At 68.3% G+C, this 23,771-nt stretch carries 24 protein-coding genes; 9 read left to right on the top strand and 15 right to left on the bottom strand.

The genetic code is table 11. From position 1 onward, the window contains the following. Positions 1-32: 32 nt before the first annotated feature. The 3 genes from AMYAL_RS0101745 to ligD (AMYAL_RS0101755) form a co-directional block, all read right to left on the bottom strand. Complete coding sequence (locus AMYAL_RS0101745) at positions 33-1,397, bottom strand: pyridoxal phosphate-dependent decarboxylase family protein (protein ID WP_020629575.1); 1,365 nt, start codon at positions 1,395-1,397, stop codon at positions 33-35. Positions 1,398-1,475: 78 nt separating this feature from the next. Further along, positions 1,476-2,021: a MarR family winged helix-turn-helix transcriptional regulator gene (locus AMYAL_RS0101750; RefSeq protein WP_020629576.1), complete on the bottom strand. Its 546-nt coding sequence runs from the start codon at positions 2,019-2,021 to the stop codon at positions 1,476-1,478. A gap of 110 nt (positions 2,022-2,131) precedes the next feature. Next, positions 2,132-3,049, bottom strand: coding sequence for a non-homologous end-joining DNA ligase (ligD, locus tag AMYAL_RS0101755; protein ID WP_026466652.1), 918 nt, complete (start codon positions 3,047-3,049; stop codon positions 2,132-2,134). Positions 3,050-3,095: 46 nt separating this feature from the next. Here ligD (AMYAL_RS0101755) and ligD (AMYAL_RS0101760) point away from each other — a divergent pair, with 46 nt between their 5' ends. Beyond that, entirely contained in the window at positions 3,096-4,055 is a 960-nt protein-coding gene (gene ligD, locus AMYAL_RS0101760; protein WP_020629578.1) for a non-homologous end-joining DNA ligase, read from the top strand. Here the strand turns inward: ligD (AMYAL_RS0101760) and AMYAL_RS0101765 are convergent. Together AMYAL_RS0101765 and AMYAL_RS0101770 are read right to left on the bottom strand one after the other, a co-directional pair. Beyond that, entirely contained in the window at positions 4,048-4,626 is a 579-nt protein-coding gene (locus tag AMYAL_RS0101765) for a dihydrofolate reductase family protein (protein WP_020629579.1), read from the bottom strand. The two genes, ligD (AMYAL_RS0101760) and AMYAL_RS0101765, sit on opposite strands and share 8 nt — an antisense overlap. A gap of 65 nt (positions 4,627-4,691) precedes the next feature. Beyond that, positions 4,692-5,507, bottom strand: coding sequence for an AraC family transcriptional regulator (locus AMYAL_RS0101770; RefSeq protein WP_020629580.1), 816 nt, complete (start codon positions 5,505-5,507; stop codon positions 4,692-4,694). A gap of 171 nt (positions 5,508-5,678) precedes the next feature. Between AMYAL_RS0101770 and AMYAL_RS0101775 the strand changes: the two genes are divergently transcribed. Together AMYAL_RS0101775 and AMYAL_RS0101780 are read left to right on the top strand one after the other, a co-directional pair. Further along, on the top strand, positions 5,679-6,497 hold the full coding sequence (locus tag AMYAL_RS0101775; RefSeq protein WP_020629581.1) for a DUF4097 family beta strand repeat-containing protein: 819 nt from the start codon (positions 5,679-5,681) through the stop codon (positions 6,495-6,497). Between the two features lie 439 nt (positions 6,498-6,936). Then, a complete protein-coding gene (locus AMYAL_RS0101780; RefSeq protein WP_020629582.1) occupies positions 6,937-8,193 on the top strand; it encodes an HNH endonuclease signature motif containing protein in 1,257 nt (418 codons plus the stop codon). Between the two features lie 168 nt (positions 8,194-8,361). Here AMYAL_RS0101780 and pip read toward each other — a convergent pair whose 3' ends face one another. Then, on the bottom strand, positions 8,362-9,366 hold the full coding sequence (gene pip / locus AMYAL_RS45490) for a prolyl aminopeptidase (protein ID WP_245192751.1): 1,005 nt from the start codon (positions 9,364-9,366) through the stop codon (positions 8,362-8,364). Between the two features lie 73 nt (positions 9,367-9,439). Here pip and AMYAL_RS0101790 point away from each other — a divergent pair, with 73 nt between their 5' ends. Further along, positions 9,440-10,537 carry a carboxylate-amine ligase gene (locus tag AMYAL_RS0101790; RefSeq protein WP_026466653.1) on the top strand — a complete coding sequence of 366 codons (1,098 nt, stop codon included), beginning with the start codon at positions 9,440-9,442 and terminating at the stop codon, positions 10,535-10,537. Between the two features lie 12 nt (positions 10,538-10,549). Here the strand turns inward: AMYAL_RS0101790 and AMYAL_RS0101795 are convergent, their stop codons facing one another. Then, positions 10,550-11,155, bottom strand: coding sequence for a response regulator transcription factor (locus AMYAL_RS0101795; protein WP_026466654.1), 606 nt, complete (start codon positions 11,153-11,155; stop codon positions 10,550-10,552). A 490-nt stretch (positions 11,156-11,645) separates the two neighbouring features. On the opposite strand from AMYAL_RS0101795, the gene AMYAL_RS0101800 reads away from it, so the two are divergent. Beyond that, entirely contained in the window at positions 11,646-12,344 is a 699-nt protein-coding gene (locus AMYAL_RS0101800; RefSeq protein WP_020629586.1) for an AraC family transcriptional regulator, read from the top strand. Between the two features lie 52 nt (positions 12,345-12,396). Here AMYAL_RS0101800 and AMYAL_RS0101805 read toward each other — a convergent pair whose 3' ends face one another. Then, a complete protein-coding gene (locus AMYAL_RS0101805; RefSeq protein ID WP_026466656.1) occupies positions 12,397-13,392 on the bottom strand; it encodes a DUF1702 family protein in 996 nt (331 codons plus the stop codon). Positions 13,393-13,826: 434 nt separating this feature from the next. On the opposite strand from AMYAL_RS0101805, the gene AMYAL_RS0101810 reads away from it, so the two are divergent. The 3 genes from AMYAL_RS0101810 (at position 13,827) to AMYAL_RS0101820 (ending at position 16,155) form a co-directional block, all read left to right on the top strand. Continuing rightward, complete coding sequence (locus tag AMYAL_RS0101810; RefSeq protein WP_026466657.1) at positions 13,827-14,432, top strand: response regulator transcription factor; 606 nt, start codon at positions 13,827-13,829, stop codon at positions 14,430-14,432. Between the two features lie 168 nt (positions 14,433-14,600). Continuing rightward, positions 14,601-15,422 (top strand): AfsR/SARP family transcriptional regulator, encoded by an 822-nt coding sequence (locus AMYAL_RS0101815; RefSeq protein ID WP_020629589.1) that lies wholly within the window; start codon positions 14,601-14,603, stop codon positions 15,420-15,422. A 46-nt stretch (positions 15,423-15,468) separates the two neighbouring features. After that, positions 15,469-16,155 (top strand): winged helix-turn-helix transcriptional regulator, encoded by a 687-nt coding sequence (locus tag AMYAL_RS0101820; protein WP_020629590.1) that lies wholly within the window; start codon positions 15,469-15,471, stop codon positions 16,153-16,155. 53 nt (positions 16,156-16,208) lie between these two features. On the opposite strand, the gene AMYAL_RS0101825 is transcribed toward AMYAL_RS0101820, so the two are convergent. Next, positions 16,209-16,829: an L-threonylcarbamoyladenylate synthase gene (locus tag AMYAL_RS0101825; protein ID WP_020629591.1), complete on the bottom strand. Its 621-nt coding sequence runs from the start codon at positions 16,827-16,829 to the stop codon at positions 16,209-16,211. A 330-nt stretch (positions 16,830-17,159) separates the two neighbouring features. On the opposite strand from AMYAL_RS0101825, the gene AMYAL_RS0101830 reads away from it, so the two are divergent. Further along, positions 17,160-19,505 carry a sensor histidine kinase gene (locus AMYAL_RS0101830; RefSeq protein WP_039793762.1) on the top strand — a complete coding sequence of 782 codons (2,346 nt, stop codon included), beginning with the start codon at positions 17,160-17,162 and terminating at the stop codon, positions 19,503-19,505. 6 nt (positions 19,506-19,511) lie between these two features. Here the strand turns inward: AMYAL_RS0101830 and AMYAL_RS0101835 are convergent, their stop codons facing one another. The 6 genes from AMYAL_RS0101835 to AMYAL_RS0101860 form a co-directional block, all read right to left on the bottom strand. Next, the gene (locus tag AMYAL_RS0101835; protein ID WP_026466658.1) at positions 19,512-20,117 is read right to left on the bottom strand and encodes a response regulator transcription factor; all 606 of its coding nucleotides are present in this window, start codon (positions 20,115-20,117) and stop codon (positions 19,512-19,514) included. Between the two features lie 235 nt (positions 20,118-20,352). Further along, entirely contained in the window at positions 20,353-20,544 is a 192-nt protein-coding gene (locus tag AMYAL_RS0101840; protein WP_020629594.1) for a hypothetical protein, read from the bottom strand. Between the two features lie 268 nt (positions 20,545-20,812). Then, the gene (locus AMYAL_RS0101845; RefSeq protein ID WP_020629595.1) at positions 20,813-21,358 is read right to left on the bottom strand and encodes a carboxymuconolactone decarboxylase family protein; all 546 of its coding nucleotides are present in this window, start codon (positions 21,356-21,358) and stop codon (positions 20,813-20,815) included. Next, a complete protein-coding gene (locus tag AMYAL_RS0101850) occupies positions 21,330-21,815 on the bottom strand; it encodes a DUF6187 family protein (protein ID WP_020629596.1) in 486 nt (161 codons plus the stop codon). Before AMYAL_RS0101850 ends, AMYAL_RS0101845 begins: the two co-directional genes overlap by 29 nt. Beyond that, entirely contained in the window at positions 21,808-23,127 is a 1,320-nt protein-coding gene (locus AMYAL_RS0101855; RefSeq protein WP_020629597.1) for an FAD-dependent oxidoreductase, read from the bottom strand. Before AMYAL_RS0101855 ends, AMYAL_RS0101850 begins: the two co-directional genes overlap by 8 nt. 7 nt (positions 23,128-23,134) lie before the next feature. Then, entirely contained in the window at positions 23,135-23,620 is a 486-nt protein-coding gene (locus AMYAL_RS0101860; protein ID WP_020629598.1) for a DUF6423 family protein, read from the bottom strand. Between the last annotated feature and the right edge of the window lie 151 nt (positions 23,621-23,771).

Genomic DNA, 23,771 nt, shown 5'->3' on the forward strand with positions numbered 1-23,771 from the left:
TGGATCCATTCGTTCGCTGCGGTACTCGGGGCTCAACCGCGGGACAACTCTTCCAGCCGCTCGTGGAGCCGGTCGACGTGGTCCTCGCTTTCGGGCTTCATCAGCACGCTACGCAGGATCCTCGCGCCGTCCGCATCCGCGTCGACCCCGGTGTGACGCAGGCCGAACTGCCGCTCGCTCACGCGGAGCGTGCTCAGGAACACCGGTTCCTTCGCCGCGGCCATGCCGACGCGCATGATCCGCGCGCTCGTCTCGTCGATCTTCGACAGCGAAAGCGGTTCCGTGCGGGGGAAGTAGGTGACGATGTCGAGTTCCGGTGACTGGTACAGGTCGAACCGCTCGGAGTCCTCCAGCAGCTTCGCCCACCGCAACGCCGCGCGGCGCCCGGCCGCGAGGACCCGGCCCAGCCCGTCGGGCGTGGGCGGCAGTACCCGGAAGGTGAGCCACAACGCGGCGGCGGCCGCGCCCGCCCGCGAGCATTCGAGACTGATCTCGCCGAGGTGCAGGTCTTCCGAGGTGAAGTAGGTGTACGGCGAATCGTGCAGGTAGAACCGGCCCACCGTGGGATCCTTGAACAGCACCGCGCCGCAGCCATAGGGCTGGAGGCCGTGCTTGTGCGGGTCGATGACGATCGAATCGGCCTCGGCGATGGCGAGCCACGGGGCTTCGGGCAGCCCTTCCGGACCGTCCAAACCGGACAGAAGGCGGAAGAATCCACCGTAGGCGGCGTCGACGTGCACCCGGATGCCGTAGCGTTCGCGCAACGCCAGCACCTCGTGGACCGGTTCCACCGTGCCGAGCGCGGTCGTGCCCGCGGTGACCACCACGGTGCCGATCTTCCCGGTGCGCAGCAGCTCTTCGAGCGCGTCGAGGTCCATCGCGCCGCGGGCGTCGACAGGCACCGTATGCCCCTCGACGCCGAGCAGACCGCACATCCGGCCGTGCGTGTAGTGCGCCTCGGTGCTGTACGCGATCCCCTTGCCAGGATGCGATTCCCGCGCGACGAACAACGCCTCCAGGTTCGCCACCGTGCCGCTGGTGGTCAGATGCCCCAGATGCTCGGTGTAGCCGAACATCGTGGCGAGCTGCCCGACCACCTCGCGTTCCATCTCGGCCGTCGCGGGCCCGCCGTCGAGCGCGTGGTTGTTGGGGTTGACCAGCATCGCGGTCAGGTAGCCGACCACCGCGGCCGGATGCGGCGGTTTGAGCATCTGGCCGGCGTAGGACGGGTGGAAGAACGGGTAGTTGTCCTTCAGCCGCTCGGTGAACTCCTCGAACGCGGTTTCGAACCGCCCGTCGGAGATCTCCAGCGACGGATGCGGCCGCACGGGGGTGAACGTCTCCGCCCACGCCTCGTTCGACGTCAACGCCTGACCGAGCCAGTACCGGAAGTCCATCAAGGGCGCCCTTCGATCGTTCGGCTCCAAAAAATCTAGGAGTCGCAGGAGGTCCCGCGCAACCGTCTTCGGTAGGGGTCAGCTCCCCTGTGTCACCGCCGCCTGACGTCGTTCTTCGCCCTTCTCCTCCAGTTGCCTGACGATCTCCCGCAGCGAAACCGCCAACTCGGTGCATTCCGCCGGGCTGAGCCTGTCGGTGACGAACGCTTCTTCCTGATTGAACTCCGGGAACAGCTCCCGCATCAACCGCTCCCCCTCCGGGGTCAGCGCGAGCAGCACCAGCCGTCCGTCGACGGGATGTTTGCGCCGGGCGACCAGGCCGTGGGTCTCCAGGGTCTTCATCACCCCGGTCAGCGTTCCCTTGGTGATCCCGGACTCCGCGGCGACGTGCCTGGTCTCCTTCTCGCCGAAGATCCACACCACCCAGAGCACCACGAACGCGGTCCAGGTGAGGCCCGCGGTGCGCAGGACCGAGTTCTCGAAGTGCAGCCGGACCGCCGTGGCGGCCCGGTGGAGGTTGGCCACCGCCTCCATCCGCTCCCACAGCAAAGGGATCCCGCCCAGTTTGGCCCGCACGGCGTTCTCGGTCTCGGCCAGCGTGTGATATCCGTTCAACAGCCACATCCTCACCGGCTCCGCAGGAACCAGCCCGGTGGGCGCGCACCCCCGCGCGCCCGATCCGCAGATCGTATGCGGAAGAGACGGAGTCCACAGTGGTCTTTCCGGGGGTTCTGTCACCGGGCGGGGACGGCCGCCCGGTGTTCGGCGATGTCGCCGAACAGATCGCCCATCTCCTCGACGCGTTCGATCACCTGCTCGGCGGTGAACAGCAGGTCGGCGGCCTTGCGGCAGGCCTCGACCTCCTCCCAGGTGACCGGGGTGGAGACCGTCGGGACGGCGCGGCCGCGCAGCGAGTACGGCGCGATGGTGGTCTTGGCGGTGTTGTTCTGACTCCAGTCGATGAACACGCGGCCGGGGCGGATCGCCTTCGTCATGCGGGCGACCACGGTTCCCGGTGACCGGCGCGCGAGCTCCTCCGCGACCGCCTTGGCGTATTCGGCGGTGCGTTCGTCGGAGCGGGTCCGCACCGGGCAGTACAGCTGCATTCCCTTGTTGCCGCTGGTCTTCGCGTAGACCGTCAGGCCGTCTCCGGTGAGCAGGTCGCTGAGCGTCTCGGCGACGCGGCAGCAGTCGACGACGTCCGCGGGCGGTCCGGGGTCTAGGTCGAACACCAGCAGGTCCGGCGGCTTCCGCGCGCCACGCGGTCCGACCGTCCATTGTGGAACGTGGAGTTCCAGCGCGGCGAGATTGGCCGCCCACATCAGCGTCGGGAGATCCCCGACGACCGGATAGTCGAGCGTCTCCTCCCCGCCCCGGCGGCCGCGGTTGGTGAGCCGCGCGGTGCGCACCCACTCGGGCGCGTGCCGGGAAACGTTCTTCTCGTAGAACGGTTCGCCGTCGACGCCGTCGGGGAACCGGCGGAACGTGGCCGCCCGGTCGCGCAGATGCGGGAGCATGGCGGGGGCGATGCGGCGGTAGTAGTCGAGGACCTCGCGTTTGGTGAAACCGTGCGCCGGGTAGAGCACCTTGTCCAGATTGGACAGCCCCATCCGCCGTCCCTCGACCTCGACCGTTATCCGCTCCTCAGGCACCCTTCGACGATAGATCACCGGCGGGGTTTCCGGGGTACCGTGAGGCATGAGTACCGTGCCGGACGCGATCGCCCCGATGCTGGCGACCGACGGTGACCTGCCCGCCGGCGGGTGGGGGTACGAATACAAATGGGACGGCTACCGCTGCTGCCTTCGAGTCGCGAGGGACGGCGAGACACGCCTGACGAGCCGTCGCGGCCTCGACATCACAGCGACGTACCCGGATGTGACCGGCGAAGCGCTCGATGGCCGCGAAGCCGTCCTCGACGGCGAGATCGTCGTCCTCGACGACCAGGGAAGGCCCAGCTTCCCGCTGCTGCAGACCCGGCACCTGCGCACGCCGGACGCGTCGCTGCTGGAGCGCAGCCCGGTGCACTTCTTCGCCTTCGACGTGCTGCTTCTCGACGGGGAGAGCCTGCTCGACGAGCCGTATGCCGCCCGTCGCGAGCTACTGACCTCTCTGGCGGCCGGTGGCCGCGTCGTCATCCCGCCGGGGTACACCGACGACGACATCTCGCCCGATCAGCTGCTCGAGGTCGTCCGGCAGCATGGACTCGAAGGGCTGATCGCGAAGAAGCTCGACAGCCGGTATCACCCAGGTAAACGGACGCGGCAGTGGATCAAACGGGCGCTGTGGCTGACCCAGGAGGTCGTGATCGGCGGCTGGCGGCCCGGCGAGGGACGGCGCTCGGGCACGCTCGGCGCGCTGCTGCTGGGCGCGTACGACGAGTCCGGTGACCTGCGGTACATCGGCGATGTCGGGACCGGGTTCAGCGACAAGGTCCTCGAAGACCTGCACGGCAGGCTCACCCCGCTGGAGCGGAAGACGCCGCCTTTCGCTTCGGAGGTCCCGCGCGATCGGGCGCGCGGGGTGCGCTGGGTGACGCCGGAACTCGTCGGGGAGGTCGTGCACCGGAACTGGACGCCGGACGGGCGGTTGCGGCACACGACTTGGCGGGGCCTTCGGGCGGACAAGGCACCCGAGGACGTCGAAGTGATCAGCTGAGCCGATAGCTCAGGTGAAGCACCCGGTTGCCCTGAATCACCACGTCAGGCTGCTCCAGCAGGTGCTGGGCCCGGACCGACCCGAAGTAGCGCTTCCCGGATCCGAACACGACGGGTACGACGTCCATGCGCACCTCGTCGACGAGGTGCGCGGCGAGCGCCTGGCCACCGACGTCTCCGGCGGCGACCTCGACCAGGCGGTCACCCGCGAGCTCCTGCGCCTTGGCCACGGCCGCCTCGACGCCGTCGACGAAGTGAAACGGCGCCTCGGGGTCCCACCCCTCGGGCGCCGGCCGGTGCGTCACGACGACCACGTGGTCGATCCCGCTCGGCGGCTTCCCGTCCCAGCCGTCCGTCATGTCGAAGACGTGGCGGCCGGCGATCGTCACGCCGATCCCGTCCCAGTAGGGCCGGGTGTGGTCGTAGGACGCCTGCGACACCTTGAGCGCTCCGCTCTCGTCCAAGGGGACGTCACCGCCGGACAGCCAGTCGAACAGCGGTCCGGGCTGGTCGTTCTCGTCCGCGATGAAGCCGTCCACCGACACCGAGGCGTACATGACCACCTTGCCCACGGGCTCTCCTCTGCTTGGGGGTGCCCCGAAACTAGCGTGCCGTGAGCTTTCGCTCTTGTAAGAAATCAATCGGCGGGCAGCGGCCAGCCGTCCAGGACGTGGCCGGGATGTTCGCGCAGGAACCGCCGCCGGACTTCGAGGTACCGGGTCGGCGTGAGCCCGGTGAACTCCCGGAACTCGTGGCCGAAGTGGGCCTGGTCGAAGTAGCCCGCTCCAGTGGCGAGGCCGCCCCAGTCGATCGGCCCGCTGGGGTCGATCCCCAGCACGGTGGTGGTGAGGCGGTAGGTGCGGGCCAGCCGCTTCGGCGTGACGCCGACGAGCTGCTTGAACCGCTGTGCCAGATGGGTGCCGCTGACACCGGCAGCCACGCTCAGGTCGCCGATCACCGCCGCCCCGCCGGTCGCCGCGAGGACGCTGCTCGTATGGCGGACCAGCCCCAGACCGTCGGTCTCGCTCAGCCGTCGCATCAGCTCCTCTTCGAGCAGCGTCAGCATCTCCTGCGGCCGGTCCGCCGTGGCCAGCCGATCTCGCAGCCCGGCGACGGCGGACCTGCCCCAAACCTGCTCCACCGTCACCGGCCGGTCGCGCAGCTCGGCCGCGGGCATCGGCAGGAACGGCGCCAGCCCCCACGGCTTGACGTGCACGCCGACGGACCGGGTCCGGCGCGGGTAGCCGAACTCCAGCGCGCGGGTGCGCATGGTGATCACGCAGCCGTCGGCGTACTCGGCCGTCGCGGCGCCGACGCGGATGCGGAACGGCTCCCCGAGGTTGACGATGAGCAGCGCCGACGGCGCGGGCGGCAGCGTCAGCCGGGCGTACGGCGGCGCGCCCTCCAGGTAGTAGAGGTCGTCGATCAGCCCGTCCAGCGGCGGTCGCGGCACTCTGGACACGTACTCCACGCCCACAGCCTGGTCCAGCCCCGTTCTCTTTGGGGGGACCAGGAGCCTGACACGGTGTCCCCGGCGTGTCAGCGCGGTGGCGGTCCGGTGTCAGGACGGTCGGCGATCGTTTCCTCAACAACAAGAGATCACCACCACCGAGGAGTTCCCACCATGTCTGTTTTCACCACGACGTCGCCGATCACCGCCACGCTGACCACCGCCGGCGCACGGGTGCGCGTCGCCGCGAGCGACCGTTCGGACACGGTGGTGCTGGTCGAGCCGATCGACAGCACGAGCAAGTCGGACGTGAAGGTCGCCGAGAACACCAAGGTCGACTTCACCGGCGGAGAGCTCTCGATCGAGACGAGGAAGGCCGGCGGCAAGAACGGTTCGGTCGCGATCACGATCAAGGTGCCCACCGGTTCCAAGCTGGTCCTGAACACCGCGTGGTCGGAGGTGCTCGGCGAAGGCCGGCTCGGCGACTGCGAGCTGGAGGTGTCGTCAGGCCGGATCCAGCTCGACCGCGTCGCGGCGGTGCGGGGCAACCTGGCGGCGGGCGACGTCACGATCGGGCACGTCGCCGGGACCGTGAACGTCGAAGGCGGTACGGCGGGACTGCGGATCGGCGAGGCCGAGGGCGCCGTCAGGTACGTGGGCGCGAGCGGGAAGGTCTGGATCGGGCACGCCCGGTCCGGCGCCGACCTCTCCGGTTCGAGCGGGAGCTTCGACATCGACCGCGCCGACGGCGACGTCATCGCGAAGGCGGCCAACTGCCCGATCCGGGTCGGACGGCTGTCGCACGGTGCGGCCGAACTGGTGAACGCGTCCGGCGGCATCAACGTCGGCATCGACGCCGACGCCGCGTCGGTGGATGCCAAGAGCACCAAGGGTTCGGTGCGCAACTCGTTCGCCGCGGGTGGTGGCGAGGGCGGGGTCAAGGTCTACGCCCGCACGCGGCTCGACGACATCGTCGTCCACCACGCGGCCTGATTCTCCGATCGCGGTGGCACCCTTTCGCGGGTGCCACCGCGGTTTCGTTTTTTTCGCAGTTCCGCCTCGTACGCTCATCGGTTTGAAGCCATCTGATTCTTTGTGGGTGTCCCGTGAAACGATCTGTCAGGCGTTTTTCCTGTGACAGGGGCGGATCAAGGACATGGTGCTGATCAGTGACCGTCCCGTGGAGGCGGAGGACCGGCCGGTGCCGGGGTTCCGAGAAGGTCGCCCGCCTGCCTGGAAAGGAACACCCTTCCAGGCTTGGTCAAGAACAGCACCACCTGGGAGCAGGGGAAGAAGTTGAGTCGGCACGCCGATTTTCACCGTCATGCCAGTATATTTCCGCGACCCGTACACACCATCGCCGACTTCTTGAAGGAATCAATAAACTGTTTCATATTCGCACAGGTGTTCGAATCGGTGTACTATTGATCTCGTGGCCAGCGACAGCACATCCCCGACGACACCCACCGAGTGGTGGCGTGCCGACACCGCGACGCTGCATGCCCGTAAGCAGGAACTCGAAGTCCTCAAGCGGCAGCTAGACGCGGAGCAGAACGCGATCCTTGCGGAGATCAACATCCGTGGGGTTCGTGGCTGCTCGGGTCATTCGACGCTGGCGTCGATGATCTATGAGGATTTCCGTGTCACCGCGAAGGAAGCCGACGATCGTGCCGACCGGGTCCTGGCCCTGTATCCCGGCCCGTCCATCGGCGGTGACCCTGTGCCGCCTTTGGCGCCGTTGACTGCTGCTGCTTCCGCGGAAGGCGCGATCGGCGGTTCGCAGATCGACGCGATCATCAAAACCCTCGCTCGCATCCCTTCCACTGTCCCGGAAGAGGACGTGCGGGGCGGGGAGAAGATCCTGGTCGACTTGGCCCGCCACGCCGGGCCCCGGACGATCGCGCAAGCCGGGCGGCGGCTGCTGGACGAGCTCGACCCTGACGGGAAAGAGCCCCGCAACGAGGACCCGAAGGATGGTCGTCCGGAGCTGCGGTTCGTCAAGCACCGCGACGGCACCCTCGGACTGAAGGGCACTCTCGACCTCGAAACCTATGCCCGGTTGAAGTCCGACCTTGACCCGATGGCCAAACCTCACAAGGCCATCGACGGAGTCCGTGACTCCCGTACCCAGGACGAACGCTACGGCGACGCCTTCACCGACTACGTCCGGTTGAAAACATCGAGCCGGAACCTTCCCGGTCAGGCCGGGGAAGCCACGCACATTCTGGTCACCATGTCGTATGAGGACCTGATCCGGGATATCGGTGAAGCGCATCTGGATCTGGTCGGGCCGATCAGCGCCACCGACGCCCGGATCCTCGCCTGTGATGCTCGTGTCCGGCCTGGCGTTCTTGGTGCCGCGGGTGAGCCGTTGGACATCGGCCGGTCGAAACGTACCGTTTCCCTGGCGCAGAAGTACGCTTTGACCCTCCGCGATGGTGGCTGTGCCTTTCCTGGCTGTGATATGCCGGTGCCACGGTGTACCGCCCATCACATTGTTTTCTGGCGGCACCACGGCGAAACCAAAATCGACAATTTGGTGCTGCTCTGCACGAAGCATCACCGGCTGATCCACCGCAGCGAATGGAAAGTCCAGATCGCCCAAGACGGACTCCCCGAATTCACCGCACCCGCCTACCTCGACCCCACCGGGCAACCCAGACGCAACACCATGCACCTCAGGACATAGGCCGACCGTCAGGCAGCAGTCGACCACGAGCTGTCCGGGAAGCCATCGCATCCTACGATGGCTAGTTCGACCCGGCAGTAGGCCAACGGGCTTTGGTATAGCGGGCGGACCGGTGCGAAGCCCCCTCGCCGCCGCTCGCCCGGATCACGTGGTCTGCTCCCGTTCACCTCACGACCCAGGTGAGCCGAACCGGTCCAGCGCCTCCAGCTTCCAGGCCCGTTTCACGTCGCTCGACCGGTGCCCCGAGCCGTCGTCGATCAGCAGCTTCGCACCGGGCCAGGCGCGGGCGAGTTCCCATGCCGTGTCCACCGGGCAGCTGAGGTCCCGGCGCCCGTGGATCAGTACGCCAGGAATGTCGCGCAGCAGACCGGCGTCCCGGATCAGCGCGCCGGGTTCCAGCCAGCCGGCGTGAGAGTAGTAGTGGGTGACGATGCGCGCGAACGCCAGTTCCCACTCGCCGATCGGACCATTGTGGACGGTCGCGCCGGGTTCCAGGGAAAGCACGGTGTCTTCCCAGACGCACCAGGAACGGGCCGCCTCGGTCCGGACGTGCGGGTCGGGATCCTCCATGAGCCGCGCGTAGGCCGCGACCAGGTCACCGGAGAGATCGCCGCGGAAGCGGGCCCACGCTTCGGGGAAGAACCGGCCGACACCGCGATACAACCAGTCGATCTCGGAAGGGCTTGTCGTGCTGATGGAACTGACGATGATCTCCGTGACCCGCTCCGGAAACCGTTCGGCGTAGGCGAGCGCGAGCGTCGTGCCCCACGAGCCGCCGGTGACGAGCCAGCGTTCGATACCCAGGTGTTCCCGCAGCCGTTCCATGTCGGCGACGAGATGATCCGTCGTGTTGTGCCGCAGGTCGGTCGCCGGATCGCTCGCGTGCGGAGTGCTGCGGCCGCAGCCGCGCTGATCGAACAGCACCGCGCGATAGCGGGCCGGGTCGAACATCCGCCGCATGCCCGGCGCGCAGCCCTGACCGGGGCCGCCGTGCACCATGACTGCGGGTTTCCTGGCGGGGTTCCCGCAGGTCTCCCAGTAGACGAAGTTGCCGTCACCTACATCGAGCAGTCCTTTGTCGTAGGGCTCGGCGGGGGATACAGGTCGATCATGAAAGCAGCCTAGACCGTCCGTGAGACCACGAAACACTTTCGCCGCAACGAAGTTCAGCACACCGGCCCTTTCATCGCCGCGTTCGAAGGGGGAGATTCATCGGTACCGGCGAAACCACCAGAAACGGAGAACCATGGCGTTTGACGGCATGAACTTCACCCTTGGCGTGGAAGAAGAGTTCGTCCTCCTTGATCCGATGGACGGCTCGGTCGCGCTGCGCGCGCCCGATCTTCTCGAAAACCTCGCCCCCGGTTCGGACGTCACCGGTGAGCTGATGCGGTTCCAGATCGAGACCGCGACCGGCATCTGCCGCAGCCTGGACGAGGTGCGCTCGGACCTGACCCGGCTGCGGCAGATCGTCGCGACGGCGGCGGAGGCCGACGGCTGTCTGATGGTGGCGGCGGGGGTGCCGCCCGGTGACCTGCGGGGAGACACGCTCACGCCCGATCCCCGGTACCGCCGGTTGGCCCAGGCGTTCCCCGACCTCATCGACGACGCGGGAACCTGTGCCTGCCACGTGCACGTCGGTTTGCCATCGCGGGACGTCGGCGCGCGGGTACTCGCCGGGCTTCGGCCCTGGCTCGCTCCGTTGCTGGCGCTCAGTGTCAACTCCCCAGTCGAGCACGGCGCCGATTCCGGGTGGTCGAGCAGGCGTTTCCCGATCTGGGACCGGTGGCCGACGGCGCGGCCGCCCGACGAATGGCCAGGTGCGGACGCGTACGACCGGAGTGTCAGGGAGGCTTTGCGCCACGGCGCCGCCCTCGACACGGCGGGCGTCTACTTCTACGCCCGCCTTTCCCCTCGTCATCCCACGGTGGAGGTGCGGATCGCCGACGTCTGCCTGGCCGTCGACGACGCCGTGCTCCTCGCTGCACTGGTGCGCGGGCTGGTCGCGACCTGCGCCGGGACGCCAAGGCTGCCACGCGCCCGCGGTTCCCGGATCGGCGCGGCGTTGACGGCGGCTGCGCGCCGGGGCCTCGACGGGCCGGGCGTCGACGTCTTCACCGGCGAGGAGGCCGACCAGCGGGACCTGGTCGGCGAGCTCGTCGACTTCATCCGGCCTGCCCTCGACGTCACCGGCGACACCGAAGACGTCGAGCGGGGGCTGGACTCGCTGTTCGAACACGGGACGGGCGCGGCCCGGCAACGCCGGTTGCTCGCGGACGCGGCTTCCCCTGGTGAATTCGCCGCGGATCTCGCCCACGCGACGATGAACGTCCTGGCCCGGTGAGGTGGACCGGCGTCACAGCCAGCCGGACTCCCGTGCGATCCGCACCGCGTCGACCCGGTTGCGGGCGCTGAGCTTCGACACGATCGTCGTCAGATAGTTCCGCACGGTACCGGCGGACAGGAACAGTTCCGCCGCGATCTCGGTCGGGTCGGAGCCGACCGACGCCAGCCTGAGCACCTCGATCTCGCGTGCGGTGAGCGGGCATTCCTCGCTGTCCCAGGCGGCGAGCGCCAGGTCACCGTCGACGACGCGCCGTCCGGCGGCGACCCCGCGGACCGCGTTGGCCAGCCTGTCGGCAGGCGCGTCCTTGCGCAGGAAGCCGTTGACCTTCGCGGCCAGCGCCCGCCGGAGGGTGCCGGGGCTGCCGAGCGAGGTGAGGATCAGCGTGCGCACCCCTGGCATTTGTTCGTGCAGTTCGGCGGCCGCCGTGAGCCCGTCCTTGCCCGGCAGGTCGATGTCGATGAGCGCGATGTCGGGGCGCGCCGACTGGGCGAGCGGGAGGATCTCGTCACCGCTCGCGCATTCCGCGACGACCTCGATGTCCGCTTCCAGCCCGAGCAGCGCGACCAGGGCCCCACGGACAATGTGCATGTCCTCCGCCACCAGGACCTTGATCATCGACCCCATCTGCCTTTCGCCTGCGTCTCGCCCCACGAGCCGACAATACTATCCTCACACACCCGCACCTCGAAATGGAAACCGGCCCTTGACCGCCGAGGGGGGACGCGGTCAAGGGCCGGTTCTGTGTTGCCGCGGGAATACGTTCTTCGGACCGCGCCAACACGGCCGGGGTAGTTCCGGCGTGAATGCGCTACCAGGAATTTTGCGGCCGCGGACCACGTAGATCCAGTGTCCACACCACCGCCGACCTGTGGTTTTCGCATGCCCTCCGCATGATGTGCGGCCTTCCCCGGACCTGCCGCGGGGACCGTGAAATTTTCACGTCACCGCACACATGAATCCATATCCGGCGGTGAATCAAGCACTTCAGGAGAAGCGGCGGCGAACACTACTGTCGGAAACGCAAAGCACGCCAGAATTCCCCGAGCGAAAGGACGGTACAATGGATGAGACTGTCCGGCGAGCCATGGAGCGAGCCATTGGCGCCATGAACGAGAAACTGGGTGAAGAGCTCACTATCGACGACATCGCTCGCGCCGCCACGTTCAGCAAATTCCATTTCACCAGGGTGTTCCAGCAGGCCACCGGCGTCTCGCCCGGCCGGTTCCTGTCCGCGCTGCGGCTCGACGAAGCCAAACGCCTGCTGCTCACGACCTCGATCACGGTCGCCGACATCAGCCACCGGGTGGGCTACAACAGCGTCGGCACCTTCAGCACGCGGTTCAGCAGCCGCGTCGGCCTCTCCCCCTCCGCGTACCGCCAGCAGGGCGGTTTCCAGCACCGCCTGACGGGCGAACCCCGTCCCGGCACGAAGCCGGCGATCGTCCGCGGTTTCGTGTCCGCCCCGCCGGAGATCTCACCCGGCCTCGTCTTCGTCGGTCTCTTCCCGACACGTATCCCCGAGGGCGCGCCCGTGCGCTACACGGTCATCGACGCTCCCGGCCCCTATCAGCTGACCGAGGTCCCGGAAGGCACCTGGCACCTCGTCGCGCACTGCGTGACCGGGCCGCTCACGCGCCGGGGCAGCGGATACACCGGGCACCACGGCCCGATCACCGTCGAGCCGGGGGTCACCGCGCGGCTGGCGGACCTGCGGGTGCGCCCGAAGCGCCTGTTCGACCCGCCAGTCCTGCTCGCGCTGCCCGACCTGCGGCACCGGCCGGAGCCGTTCAAGCACGCGGCCTGACCCCTGTGCGTCGAAAAAGGGGCCTTCGCTTCGAAGGCCCCTTTTTCGACGTCTACGCGGAAAGGCGGCCAGCCGAAGGGGCGAAGCCGTCCCGGATGTTCTGCCGCCAGAGTTCGTAGGCGGGCGTCCCGTCCGCGGCGGCCTCGGTGACCTCGGTCGAGTCGGCGAGGTCGACGGCTTCCTCGATGCTCAGCCCGGCGAGCGTCCGCGCGGCGCGGCGCGTGTGCGACGGGACGAACGACGAGAACGTCCTCGCCTTCACCGCGAACACGACGCCGAGGCCCAGCTCGTCCTGATGCTCCCCCGCCGACTCGCGCAGCCTGGCCAGCCCCGGCTGATCGCAGCCGCCCGCGAAGGTCGAGGCGAGCCCGACCCCCGCCCACAGGTCCGGGCGGCGTCCGGCGGGGAAGCGGTTCACCGCGGCGGCGACCTTCACCGGATCGGCGCCGTTGATGAACCACAGCGCCCGCCCGATGCCCTGGTCGCAGGCGCGCGGGAAGTACGCGGGAGCGCCCGCCCACGGGTACGGCTTGGGGACGAACTGCTTCTCGACCCACTTGCGCGTGTCGAAGTATGCGCGGTCGAACGCGTAGCCGTCGACGGCCAGCCAGCTCATCGTCGGGTGGAACGGGACGCCGTCCAGATCCGGCAGGACCTTCTTCCACAGCGGCCGGGGCAGCCGGGCCATCGCGAACCCGATGCCGATGTAGGTCAGGAACACGTGCGGCAGGCCGGGGCCGCTCATCAGTTCGGCGGTGCGGTCCTTCCGGCCGCCGGGCATGACGTCGAGGATGGTGAACGCCATCGCCGCGCCTTCGTAGGCGAACCCGCGCGTCTCCTGCTCGACCATGTCCAGCCGCCGCTCGGCCTCCCACAGCGCCGGTCCGTGGATTCCCCATTCGAATCCGCACACCACCGCCTGCGGGATCGACTCCAGCCGGGCGGTCGCCGGCGTCGGCGGTACTCCGAAGCCGCGACCCTCGAAGCCGACTGAAGCCAGCGAAGGCGCGAACACGGCCTGACGGAGGGCACCCAGCAATGAGCTCATCACATACGTCCTTTGTGGATAGTGGCGGCTTCGCGCGCGAACTCGGCTCTTGCCGAGGAGACCACGCCGCGATCGCCGCCCGATCGACAGCCGATCGAGGTCGGCGCCGGTACCGCCGAACAGTCCATCCCCGCCGCCGACAATGGCGAGTTCACCCGTTCGCCGAGCGAATTCACCGGGGTGGAACGTACTCGACAGGGAATGAAAAGCACTTATGACGGCAATTTTACCGTCCCCTGTCCTAACAGTAAGTAATCGATCGATCGCAGTTTCACGTTGCTCGAAGCGTTACCATCACCGCAGCTCACCAGGGCATTGATCATGCGGATCAGGGTGTCGAAAAAAGCACAACCTTGAATCGTGCGATTCAGATTCACTCTTCCGGGTTTGCTATGTACACTGAGAGTTAGCGCGTTGGGGAAGAGGAGGTCGGAGTGATCCGAGTCCTATTGGCCGAGGATATGCACATGGTCCGCGGCGCCTTGGTCGCTCTGCTGAACCTCGAACAGGACATCGAGGTCGTCGCGGAGGTCTGCTCGGGCGACAAGATCCTCCCGATGGCCGCGGAGTACCTTCCGGACGTCGCGATCATCGACATCGACCTGCCGGCCAAGGACGGACTCGCCGCCGCTTCCGAGCTCTACCAGCAACTTCCCAGTGTCCGCACGCTGATCCTCACCTCGCTCGGCCGTCCGGGCACGGTGCGCCGCGCGCTCGACGCGAAGGTCAACGGCTTCCTGCTCAAGGACGCGCCCGCCGACAAGCTCGCGAACGCCGTCCGCTCGGTCGCCATCGGCCGCCGCGTCATCGACAGTGAACTCGCGTTGTCCGCCTGGGAAACGGAGGATTGCCCGCTGACCCCGCGGGAAGTCGAGATCCTCCGCCTCGCCGCGAACGGGCGCACGGTCGCCGACATCGCGGCGGAACTGTTCCTGTCACCGGGCACCGTGCGGAACTATCTCGCCACGGTGGTCACGAAACTCAACGCCCGCAACCGGGTGGACGCCATCCGCATCGCCACCGATTCCGACTGGCTCTGACGCCGGCCCGCGTCTTCTCCTTTGCCACGAACGGTTCCTCGCCCCAGGTCATGACGATCGCATACTGGGCAACGAAGAAATCACGGTTCGCCCGGTGTTTCCGGCACTGTTCCGAAGGTTCTCCCTCTGTCACCGTCACAGAGGGGGAGTCCGCCGGAGGGGCAGGGGATGCACGCGATGACCATCGAAGAAGGAGACACGACCACCGCGCCGGTCACCTCGGACCGGCCGGACGCGGTACGCGCGCGGCTCCTCGGCCCTCTCGAACTGCACGCCGGCGGCGCCGATCGCGCGCCGAGCACACCGAAACTCCTGCAACTGCTGGCCATGCTGCTCATCCGTCCCGGCAAGACGGTCCACGTCGACTCCCTGGTCCACGAACTGTGGACCGACGCGCCCCCGCGCAGCGTCCGCCGGACCCTGCACACCTACGTCCACCACCTCCGCCGTCATCTCGACCCCGACGGTGACGGCGGCCTGCTGGTCACCAGCCCGCCCGGCTACCGGCTGGACGTCGACCCCGCCATGGTCGACGTGTCGGAGTTCCAGCGACTGCACCGCCTCGGCCGCGACCTGCTGGACGAAGGCGGCAACGCGGCGGCCGCGCACGTCTTCCGTACCGCACTGGACCTGTGGTCCGGTCCCCCGCTGGCCAACATCCACTGTGGACCGACGCTGGCCGCCTACACCGTCTATCTGCTGGAGCACCGGCGCAACGCCCGTGACCTGTGGATCGAGGCCGAGATCCGGGCCGGGCGGCACCGGGAGATGCTCGGCGTGCTGCGGTCGCTGACCACCGCGAACCCGTTCGACGAAGGCCTGCACGGCCAGCTGATCCGCGCACTGGGACTCAGCGGGCGGCGCAGCGACGCGCTGGCGTCCTACGAGTGGCTTCGGGCGAGGCTCGAGGACGAACTGGGGGTGAAACCCTGCGCCGAACTGCGAGAGCTGCACCGCGAACTGCTTTCCGAGGGACACCCGATCCGCTGAACGAGCATCACCCAGCCACCAGATCCAGGAAGTTGAGGAGTCAAGCATGACCGCTCGCACCTACGGCCAGTTCTGCGGCCTCGCCCGCGCGCTCGAGATCATCGGGGAACGCTGGTCCCTGCTCGTGATCCGCGACCTGGTGCTCGGCCCGAAACGCTTCGACGAGCTGCAGCAGGGCCTGCCGAAGATCCCGACGAGCATCCTGTCGACCCGGCTCAACGAACTCGAACGGCACGGCGTCGTCCAGCGGCGGGTGCTCTCGCAGCTCGACGCCGGGGTGGTCTACGAGCTGACCGAGTACGGCAACGACCTCGACCAGATCCTGCTGCAGCTGGGCCTGTGGGGCGCCCGTTCGCTCACCGACCCGGCCGCGGACGACCTGTTCACCCTCGACGCGGCCATCCTGTCGCTGTACACGACGTTCCAGCCGGACGCGGCGCGCGGCGTCCGGGGTGCCTTCGAGCTGCATTACGGCGACCAGATGATCGTCCACGCGGTGGTCGAGGACGGCGCGGTGACCGCGGGTGAGGGCCCGCATCCGGACCCGGACCTCGTCATCGAGCCGCGCGGCCCGCTCATGCTCAAACTGCTGAACGGCGAGCTGGACGCCGCGAGCGCGCTCACCTGCGGCGCGGTCGCCATCAAGGGCGACCCGGCGCGGCTGGAGCTGTTCACCCGGCTGTTCCACATCCCCTCGGCCCCGTCGAAGACCGAAGGGCTCGTCTCGCACTGAGAACGCTGAGGACGCTTCCGCCGCGGGACCGGGTGACCGGTCCCGCGCGGTGTCTATTCGAAGCGCGAAGGGTCGCCGGCGCCGTGGCGCACGATCTCCGGCTCGCCCGACGAGAAGTCGATCACCGTGGTGGGCTCGACCCCACACTCGCCGGAGTCGATCACCGCGTCCACCACGTGTTCCAGCCGCTCCTTGATGTCCCAGCCCTGGGTCATCGGCTCCTCCTGGTCGGGCAGCAGCAGCGTGCTCGACAGGAGCGGTTCGCCGAGTTCGCCCAGTAGCGCCTGGGTGACCACGTGGTCCGGGATGCGCACGCCGACGGTCTTCTTCTTGGCGTGCATCAGACGGCGCGGAACCTCCTTCGTGGCCGGGAGGATGAACGTGTAACTGCCCGGTGTGGACGCCTTGATCGCGCGGAAGACCGCGTTGTCCACGTGCACGAACTGGCCAAGCTGGGCGAAGTCCTGGCACACCAGGGTGAAATGGTGGCGGTCGTCCAGTTTGCGGATGCTCCGGATGCGGTCGATGCCGTCCTTGTTCCCCAGCTGGCAGCCGAGGGCGAAGCAGGAGTCCGTCGGGTAGGCGATCAGCCCGTCTTCGCGCAGGATGTCGACGACCTGTCCGATCGCGCGTCGTTGCGGATTCTCCGGATGTACGTCGAAATACCTGGCCATGCGCCGAGCTTAGGCCCACCGGCCCCGGCCCGCCGTGAGAGCCCACCCCGCGTGGCGTACGCGGTGTACATAATGGAACCAAGGGACGGCGCACGTCTTCCATCGTGGCGTGTTCCGAGATCGTCCGCAGGGTCCGAACGACCCACACCCGTGCCACCGACCGCCGGGATTTTCCCTGTCCCCGGCGGGGAAAACGTCTCCCTGTTCGTCATTCTCCCTTACCCGGAAGGATCACCGGGGTAACGAGCATGGGTTAGGATCCGAATACACCGCGATGGAAGGTCGTGCGGCGCCCGGCCTCGGCCGTCGCGAGGGCGAAGCACAACGAAGATGACGTCTCCTGTTACCACTGGGGTGCCTGTGCCGGAACAGCTCGCGGTGACCGCCGAACCTCTGGGGACCGCCGGGATCGACCGGCGCCCCCGACGGGCGCTGTTCCTCGCCGGGCTGATCATCACCGTCGTCTTCGTCAACTCCTGCCTGTTCGGTCTCCTCGCCGTGCTGACGCGGCCTGGCGTGGACTTCTGGCAGGGCCTGCTGGCGGTGCTCTACGTCGGGCCCGTGCTGGCGATCCAGCTGCTGTACTTCAGCCGTCCGGCGGTCCGGCTGGACACCAGGCTCGCGAAAGCCATGCTGGTGGTCCAGGCGTGCCTGGCCTACCTGCCGACGCTGCACTTCGAGGCGGCGCTGAGTTCGCTGACCACCCTCGCGGCGGGCAGCGCGCTGCTGCTGTTCCGGCCGCGGACGGGCTGGACGGTGTTCACCGTGTTCATGGCGGGCACGACGTGGATCCTGTGGACCTTCGACGACACCTGGCTCGGCGCGGTGTTCGACAGCATCACCGCGGTCTTCTACGCGCTGGTCGTGTACCTGCTGACCTGGCTCGCCCGGCTGGTGACCGAACTGCACCAGGCCAGGACCGAACTGGCGAGGCGGGCCGTGGCCGAGCAGCGGCTGGCCTTCGCGAGGGACCTGCACGACCTGCTCGGGCTCAGCCTCTCCGCGATCGCGCTCAAGGGCGAACTGGTGCACCGGCTGCTGCGCAAGTCGCTGGACCGGGCGCGCGAGGAACTCGCCGAGATCACCGGGATCGCCCAGCGGACCCTGTCCGACGTGCGGTCGGTGGCCAGGGGGTACCGGGAGCTGTCGCTCGACAAGGAGTCCCGGACGGCGGTTTCGCTGCTCTCGGCGTCGAACGTCGCGGTGCGGCTCGACCTCGCGGAGGTCGAGCTGCCGGTGAAGCTGCGCACCCTGCTGGCGAAGGTGCTGCGGGAGGGCGTCACGAACGTGCTCCGCTACACCGGCGTCGAGCAGTGCGAGATCACCGTGCGAGAGAACGCGGGCCGGGTCGCGCTGGAAATCGTCCACGACGGAACGGCCCACGAGGACGTCCCGGCGGAGACCGCCGAGAGCCTGCGCGCGGTGACCGAGGAGGTCGCCGGGCACGGCGGGAAGCTGAGCGCGGGCCCCGACGCGGCGGGCCGGTGGCGGCTGCGCGCCGAACTTCCCGTGCCCGACCAGGTCGAACCCACCGAGACGGCGCTGGCCCAGACGTCCGGCCACTGGTCGAGGATCGACGCCAGGAACGTCCAATGGACGCTGACCGTGGTCTTCATCCTTTTCGGTCTCTCCGCGATGGCGCGGGCCTTCATGCTGACCGAAGACGGCTGGTCCATCGCGCTCATCGCCGGGTACCTCACCGCGCTGATCACCCTGCAACTGTCCTACTTCGCCCGGCCGAACGTCCGGCTTCGCTCACGGCAGAGCTACGCGCTGCTGTTCGTCCAGGCCTGTCTGATCTTCCTGCCGCTGATCCCGCTCGGGACCACCTGGGTGAGCCTGCCCAGCCTGTTCGCTGGCACCGCGCTGCTGGTGCTGCCGCCGCTGGCGGGATGGACGGCGTTCGCGGCGACCGCCGCGGGCGTGGTGCTGATCCGGATCGAGTACGGCACCGACTTCCTCGGCGGCTTCTACACTTTCGCGTCCATCCTGAACACCGGGCTGATGGTCTTCGGTCTCATCTGGCTGGTCCGGCTGGTGACCGAACTGGGCGAGACCAGGAAGCGCCTCGCCGAGGTCGCGGTCGCGGAGGAGCGGCTGCGGTTCGCCCGCGACCTGCACGACCTGCTGGGGATGAGCCTGTCGGCGATCGCGCTCAAGAGTGAGCTGACCAGCCGGATCATGGACATCGACACCACGCGTGCCTCCGACGAGCTGCTGGAGATCCTCGGGTTGACCCGGCAGGCGCTGACCGACGTCCGCTCGGTGGCGAGCGGCTACCGCGAACTGTCGCTGGATCAGGAGTCCCGGTCGGCGCAGGCGGTGCTGGTGGCCGCCGACGTCCAGGTGCGACTGGAGATCGAGCACGAGGAGCTGCCGGCGACGGTGCGGACGGTGCTGGCCGTGGTGCTGCGCGAAGGCGTGACGAATGTGTTGCGGCACAGCAAGGTCGAACGCTGTGAGATCGCCGTTCGGCGGACCGGCGACGGCGTCGCGCTGGACATCGTCAACGACGGCGTCGAAAACGGGCGGCCACCGGAGCGGCCGGTGCGGGTCGAGGCCGCGGGCAGTGGCATCACGAACATGTCCGACCGGGTCGCCGGGCTCGGCGGCGAACTGACCGCGGGGGTCGAGGCCGACGGGCGGTTCCGGCTGCGCGCGGTCGTGCCCGTCTAGGCCCGCCTAGATCCAGCCGGATTCCTTCGCGATGCGGATGGCGTCGACCCGGTTGCGCGCGTTGAGCTTCGAAACGATCGTGGTCAGGTAGTTGCGCACGGTTCCGGTGGAGAGAAAGGCCTTCGCCGCGACCTCCAGGGTGTCGCGTCCTTCCGCGGTCAGCCGCAGGACGTCGATCTCACGCGGGGTCAGCGGGCATTCCACGGTGTCCCAGGCCGCGAGCGCGAGATCGCCGTCGACCATCCGCCGTCCGGCCGCGACGCCGCGCACGGCGTTGGCGAGTTTCTCCGCGGGGGCGTCCTTCAACAGGAACCCGTTCACTTTGGCCGCCAGGGCCCGGCGGAGCGTGCCGGGCCTGCCGAGGCTGGTCAAGATCAGCGTTCTGACCTCGGGAAGCTGCTCGTGGAGTTCGGTGGCCGCGGTGAGCCCGTCCTTGCCGGGGAGGTCGATGTCGATGACCGCGACCTGGGTCCGGGAAGTCCTTGCGGCGGTGAGGATCTCGTCACCGGACGCCACTTCGGACACCACCTCGATATCCGGTTCCAGCCGCAGCAGCGCGACGAGCGCTCCCCTGACGATATGCATGTCTTCGGCCACGAGAACCCGGATCACCATCGCGCCGCCCCTTCACGCACACCCCCGTGGGCCCAACATAAACACGCCCGGACGGAACGCGTTCCACCGTTCGGGTGGTGAGTCGGCTTGGTCCACTTCGGCTGCGCTAGGGCAAAAGGGTTCAACGGCTACGGATTCCGCAGTCGGTCGGTGACTTTCCGTCGCCGAAGGCGTACGCGAACCGGCCGCCTTCCGCGTCGGGTGCGCGGGAGACGGCCGGTGAAGGTGCGGCTCAGCTCGCCTCGGCCAGGGGCGGAGCGGTGCAACAAGCGCCGGTGAAGCAGTTGAAGACCTCGCCCCTCGGCTGGTTGGTCCAGTGGTCGAAGCGGTCGATCACCAGGTCGACCTGGTTCCGGGCGGAATCGGTGTCGATTCCCTTGACGGCGAAGAGCGAGCGGACGTTGTCGGTCACAGCGTTCTTCATCGAATGACTCCCAGGCGTTTCGGCTGTTTCCTTCGATGAGGAAATCGTGCTTCCCGAGGCCGGTGCGCGGCCAGTGCCAGGCATCATCGCGAGGATGTGCTTTTCGCCTACGCCAGAAGGTTCGCGCGACTGCTCCACTTCCGCGATCATGACCGTCGGATGGAGTAACCGAGGCTGTTTTCGACTACTGAAAGTGGTCAACCGAAGCCATCGGGGCATGGTGACCGCTTGTGGTCACTTGACCGTGTTCATGACACGGATGGCGTAGTCACTCCGCGAGCAGGCCGGCCAGCCCGGCGTACCCGCCCTCCTTCAGCCGCACGCCCGAAGTCTTCGCGTAAGCGGCGTCGGCGCGGATCCCGAGACCCTCGACCATCCGGTTCATGAAGTTGAACAAGGCGCACACGAGGACGGCGTCGTGCAGCGCGGCTTCGTCCCAGCCCGCCGCGAAGACGGCTTCGGCGTCCTCCTCGGTCACCTGCGACGGCGTGCGCGTCAGCTTGCCCACGTAGGCCAGCACGGGCTTCATCCGGGCTTCCACGGGCGAAGAGTCGAGATCGGTCAGCGCGGCAGTCAGAAGTCCTTCCGGCACACCGAAAGCCTCCGCGGTGACGGTGTGGACACCGTGACAGTAAGCGCAATCGTTGACGCCGGAGACGTAGGCCGCGATCAGCTCCCGCTCCCCCGCGTCGAACGCCGACGGCGCCCGCATGATCAGTTCGTGGAAGTCCAGCAGTTTCGACGCGGGCGCGGGGAACTTCCGGAACACCTGCAGCAAGGTGGCGTCAGTCGGCAAAGACCCGAGATAGGACATCGTGTGTACCGCTCCCCTTTTCCGGCGCCCGCCCGTGTTCGGCGAACTTGGCCATGGCGTCGACGTCATCGCGCCGCAGCCAGCAGGCCGCGAGGCAGGCCACCGACGCCGGTCCCAGCCCGGAAACCGTGGCGGTGACCCGCGCGGTGGTGTGTTCCCATTCTCTGCGCAGGGAACCGGCCGCCGTCATCTCCGGACCTGCTTCGATCAGCGGGCGGACCGCGCGCCAGCGGAGGATCCCGGCTTCGACCAGCGCGTCGGTGCGAAGGTCGAGCGCGTCGTGCCGGGCCTGGTCCACGGCGAGGGCGACCAGTCCTGGCTCGTCCGCGAGCCGCGCGAGGCCGACGCCGGCGAGCAGCCGTTCGGCGTCCAGGCCCATCAGGATCACCCCCGCTTCGGTCGACGGGGCGTCGTCGATCGAGGGCAGGGTGAACCGGGAGTCGTAGGGCTCAGACACGGGCGACGTCCTTCGCGGCCGTCCGCAGCGGGGCGTCCCGGCGCAGGTTCTCGGCAACCGCGGCCGCGACCCGCGCGGTGGCGACGCGGTGACCGTCGATGTTGCGGGCGGCCGGGCCAAGCGCCATCCCCGCGGCCGCGCCGACGGCGAAGACCCGCGGCGCGCCAACGTAGGCGAAGGTGCGCTCGTCCAGCTGTGGCCAGCCGCCGCGTTCGAGGACGGCGTCGTCGGGCATCAGGCCGTCCCCGATCGACGGCGTGGTGCCGAGCGCCAGGACCGCGTAATCCACCGAAACGCGCGAACCGTCTTCAAGCTGGAGGCTGACACCGGGGGTCACCTTCGTGATCGCCTTTCCGCGATGCACGACCAGCCGCCCTTCGGCTTCAGCCGCCTCGAGCAGCGGCCGGAACTCGAACATGATCGACGCGCGCCGGAAACGGCCCATCAATTCGAGCCTGTCGGACCAGCTCACGCCGTCGAAGCGGGCACGGCCTTCCGGGCGGAAGAACGACGAGTTGACGTCGGCGCACTGGTAGCGCTCGCCTGCTTCGCGGACCACCCAGTGCACTTCACGCCCCTGGGCGAGCCCGGTGGAGATCAGGTGCGCGGCGGTGAGGCCGGCGCCGACGACAGCGAGCCGTTTCCCGCTTTCGGGCACGGGTTCGTCCCAGTAGCTCACGCCGCGCGGCGGATAGCCGCCGCCCCACCAGGTGTCCGGGGCGGACCGGCGTTCCTCGCCGAGGCACAGCACCGCGTGCCGGGCGGTGACGGAAAACCTGTCGGCGCGCACGGTGACCGCGTCCGAGGTCGGCAGCACCTCGCGGACCGAACCGCGCCAGGTCCGTTCGGTGACGTGGTGGCTCGCGGCGAGATGACGGCAGTAGGCCTCGAAGACGTCGACGGGGACGACCGAGCGGTGCCCGGCCTGCGCCATCCGGATCTCGCGGCGTTCCACCGGGGTCAGCACCGACCAGTGCAGCCGGGCGAAGTCCAGCAGCTCGCAGTCCCGGTAACCCTCGACGCCGGGGTGGTGTTCGTACGGCGACCTCAGCACGCGCTGGCCGAGCAGGTCGACGCGGTCGAAGAACCGGCCGCAGGGACGGCCGTCGCGGTCGACGACGACGATGTCGCGGACACCGTGGTGCCACAACGCGGAAGCGACCGCGAGCCCAGCCGGGCCCGCCCCGACGATGACCACGTCGGCACCGGACGGCGGTTCGGGCGCGACGGCGGCCGGGGTGGACGGCAGCACCGGCCAGTCCCGTCCGCGCGGTGATTCGAGCAGCCGGGGTTCCGGGACGAAGGTGATCACCGGTGACTCAGCCGATCACGGTCACCGGGACGATCAGCTCGATCACGGGGCGCTGCTTCATCCCGTTGCTGATCAGTTCGTCCAAGGTCTGCTGGGACTGCTCGGCGGTGTCGGTCGCGATAGGACTGTAGCGGGAGTACGAGTAGGTCGGCTTCCGCCCGCCCGCGTCCAGCGAGTACACCTTCAGCACGGCCTCGCCGGGCCGGACTTCGCCGTCGTAGAAGGTGAGACGGCGCTGATCCGGCGTCATGAAGGACTTGGAGAACTGGCGGGAAAGCACCAGGGTCTCGGCGTCGTCGACGAAGGTCGAGTCCTCGTCGGTGACGACCTGCATCGCGACCCAGGTCTTGTCGGTCAGGTTGGTCTCGGACTTGATCACCTGCCAGCGACCCGGTTCCGGCAGGTTGACGCTGACCGAGACGTCGTGCTCGGTGGTGTCGATCGCGCCGGAGATCATCAGCACCCGGCGGCGGACGTCGGCCACCCCGGCCATCTGGATGTCACGTGCGCGTACCCGTGTGGAAACGTCCAATCCAGGGAATTCAGGTGACGACATCTTTCATGCCTCCAGACCTCGATAAACGCAATTCCGAACCGGCGCTATTCCGCTATCCGCAAACACCGGAAGAATTTCACGCCGAAGC

The organism is Amycolatopsis alba DSM 44262, assembly GCF_000384215.1.
GTDB classification, from domain to species: domain Bacteria; phylum Actinomycetota; class Actinomycetes; order Mycobacteriales; family Pseudonocardiaceae; genus Amycolatopsis; species Amycolatopsis alba.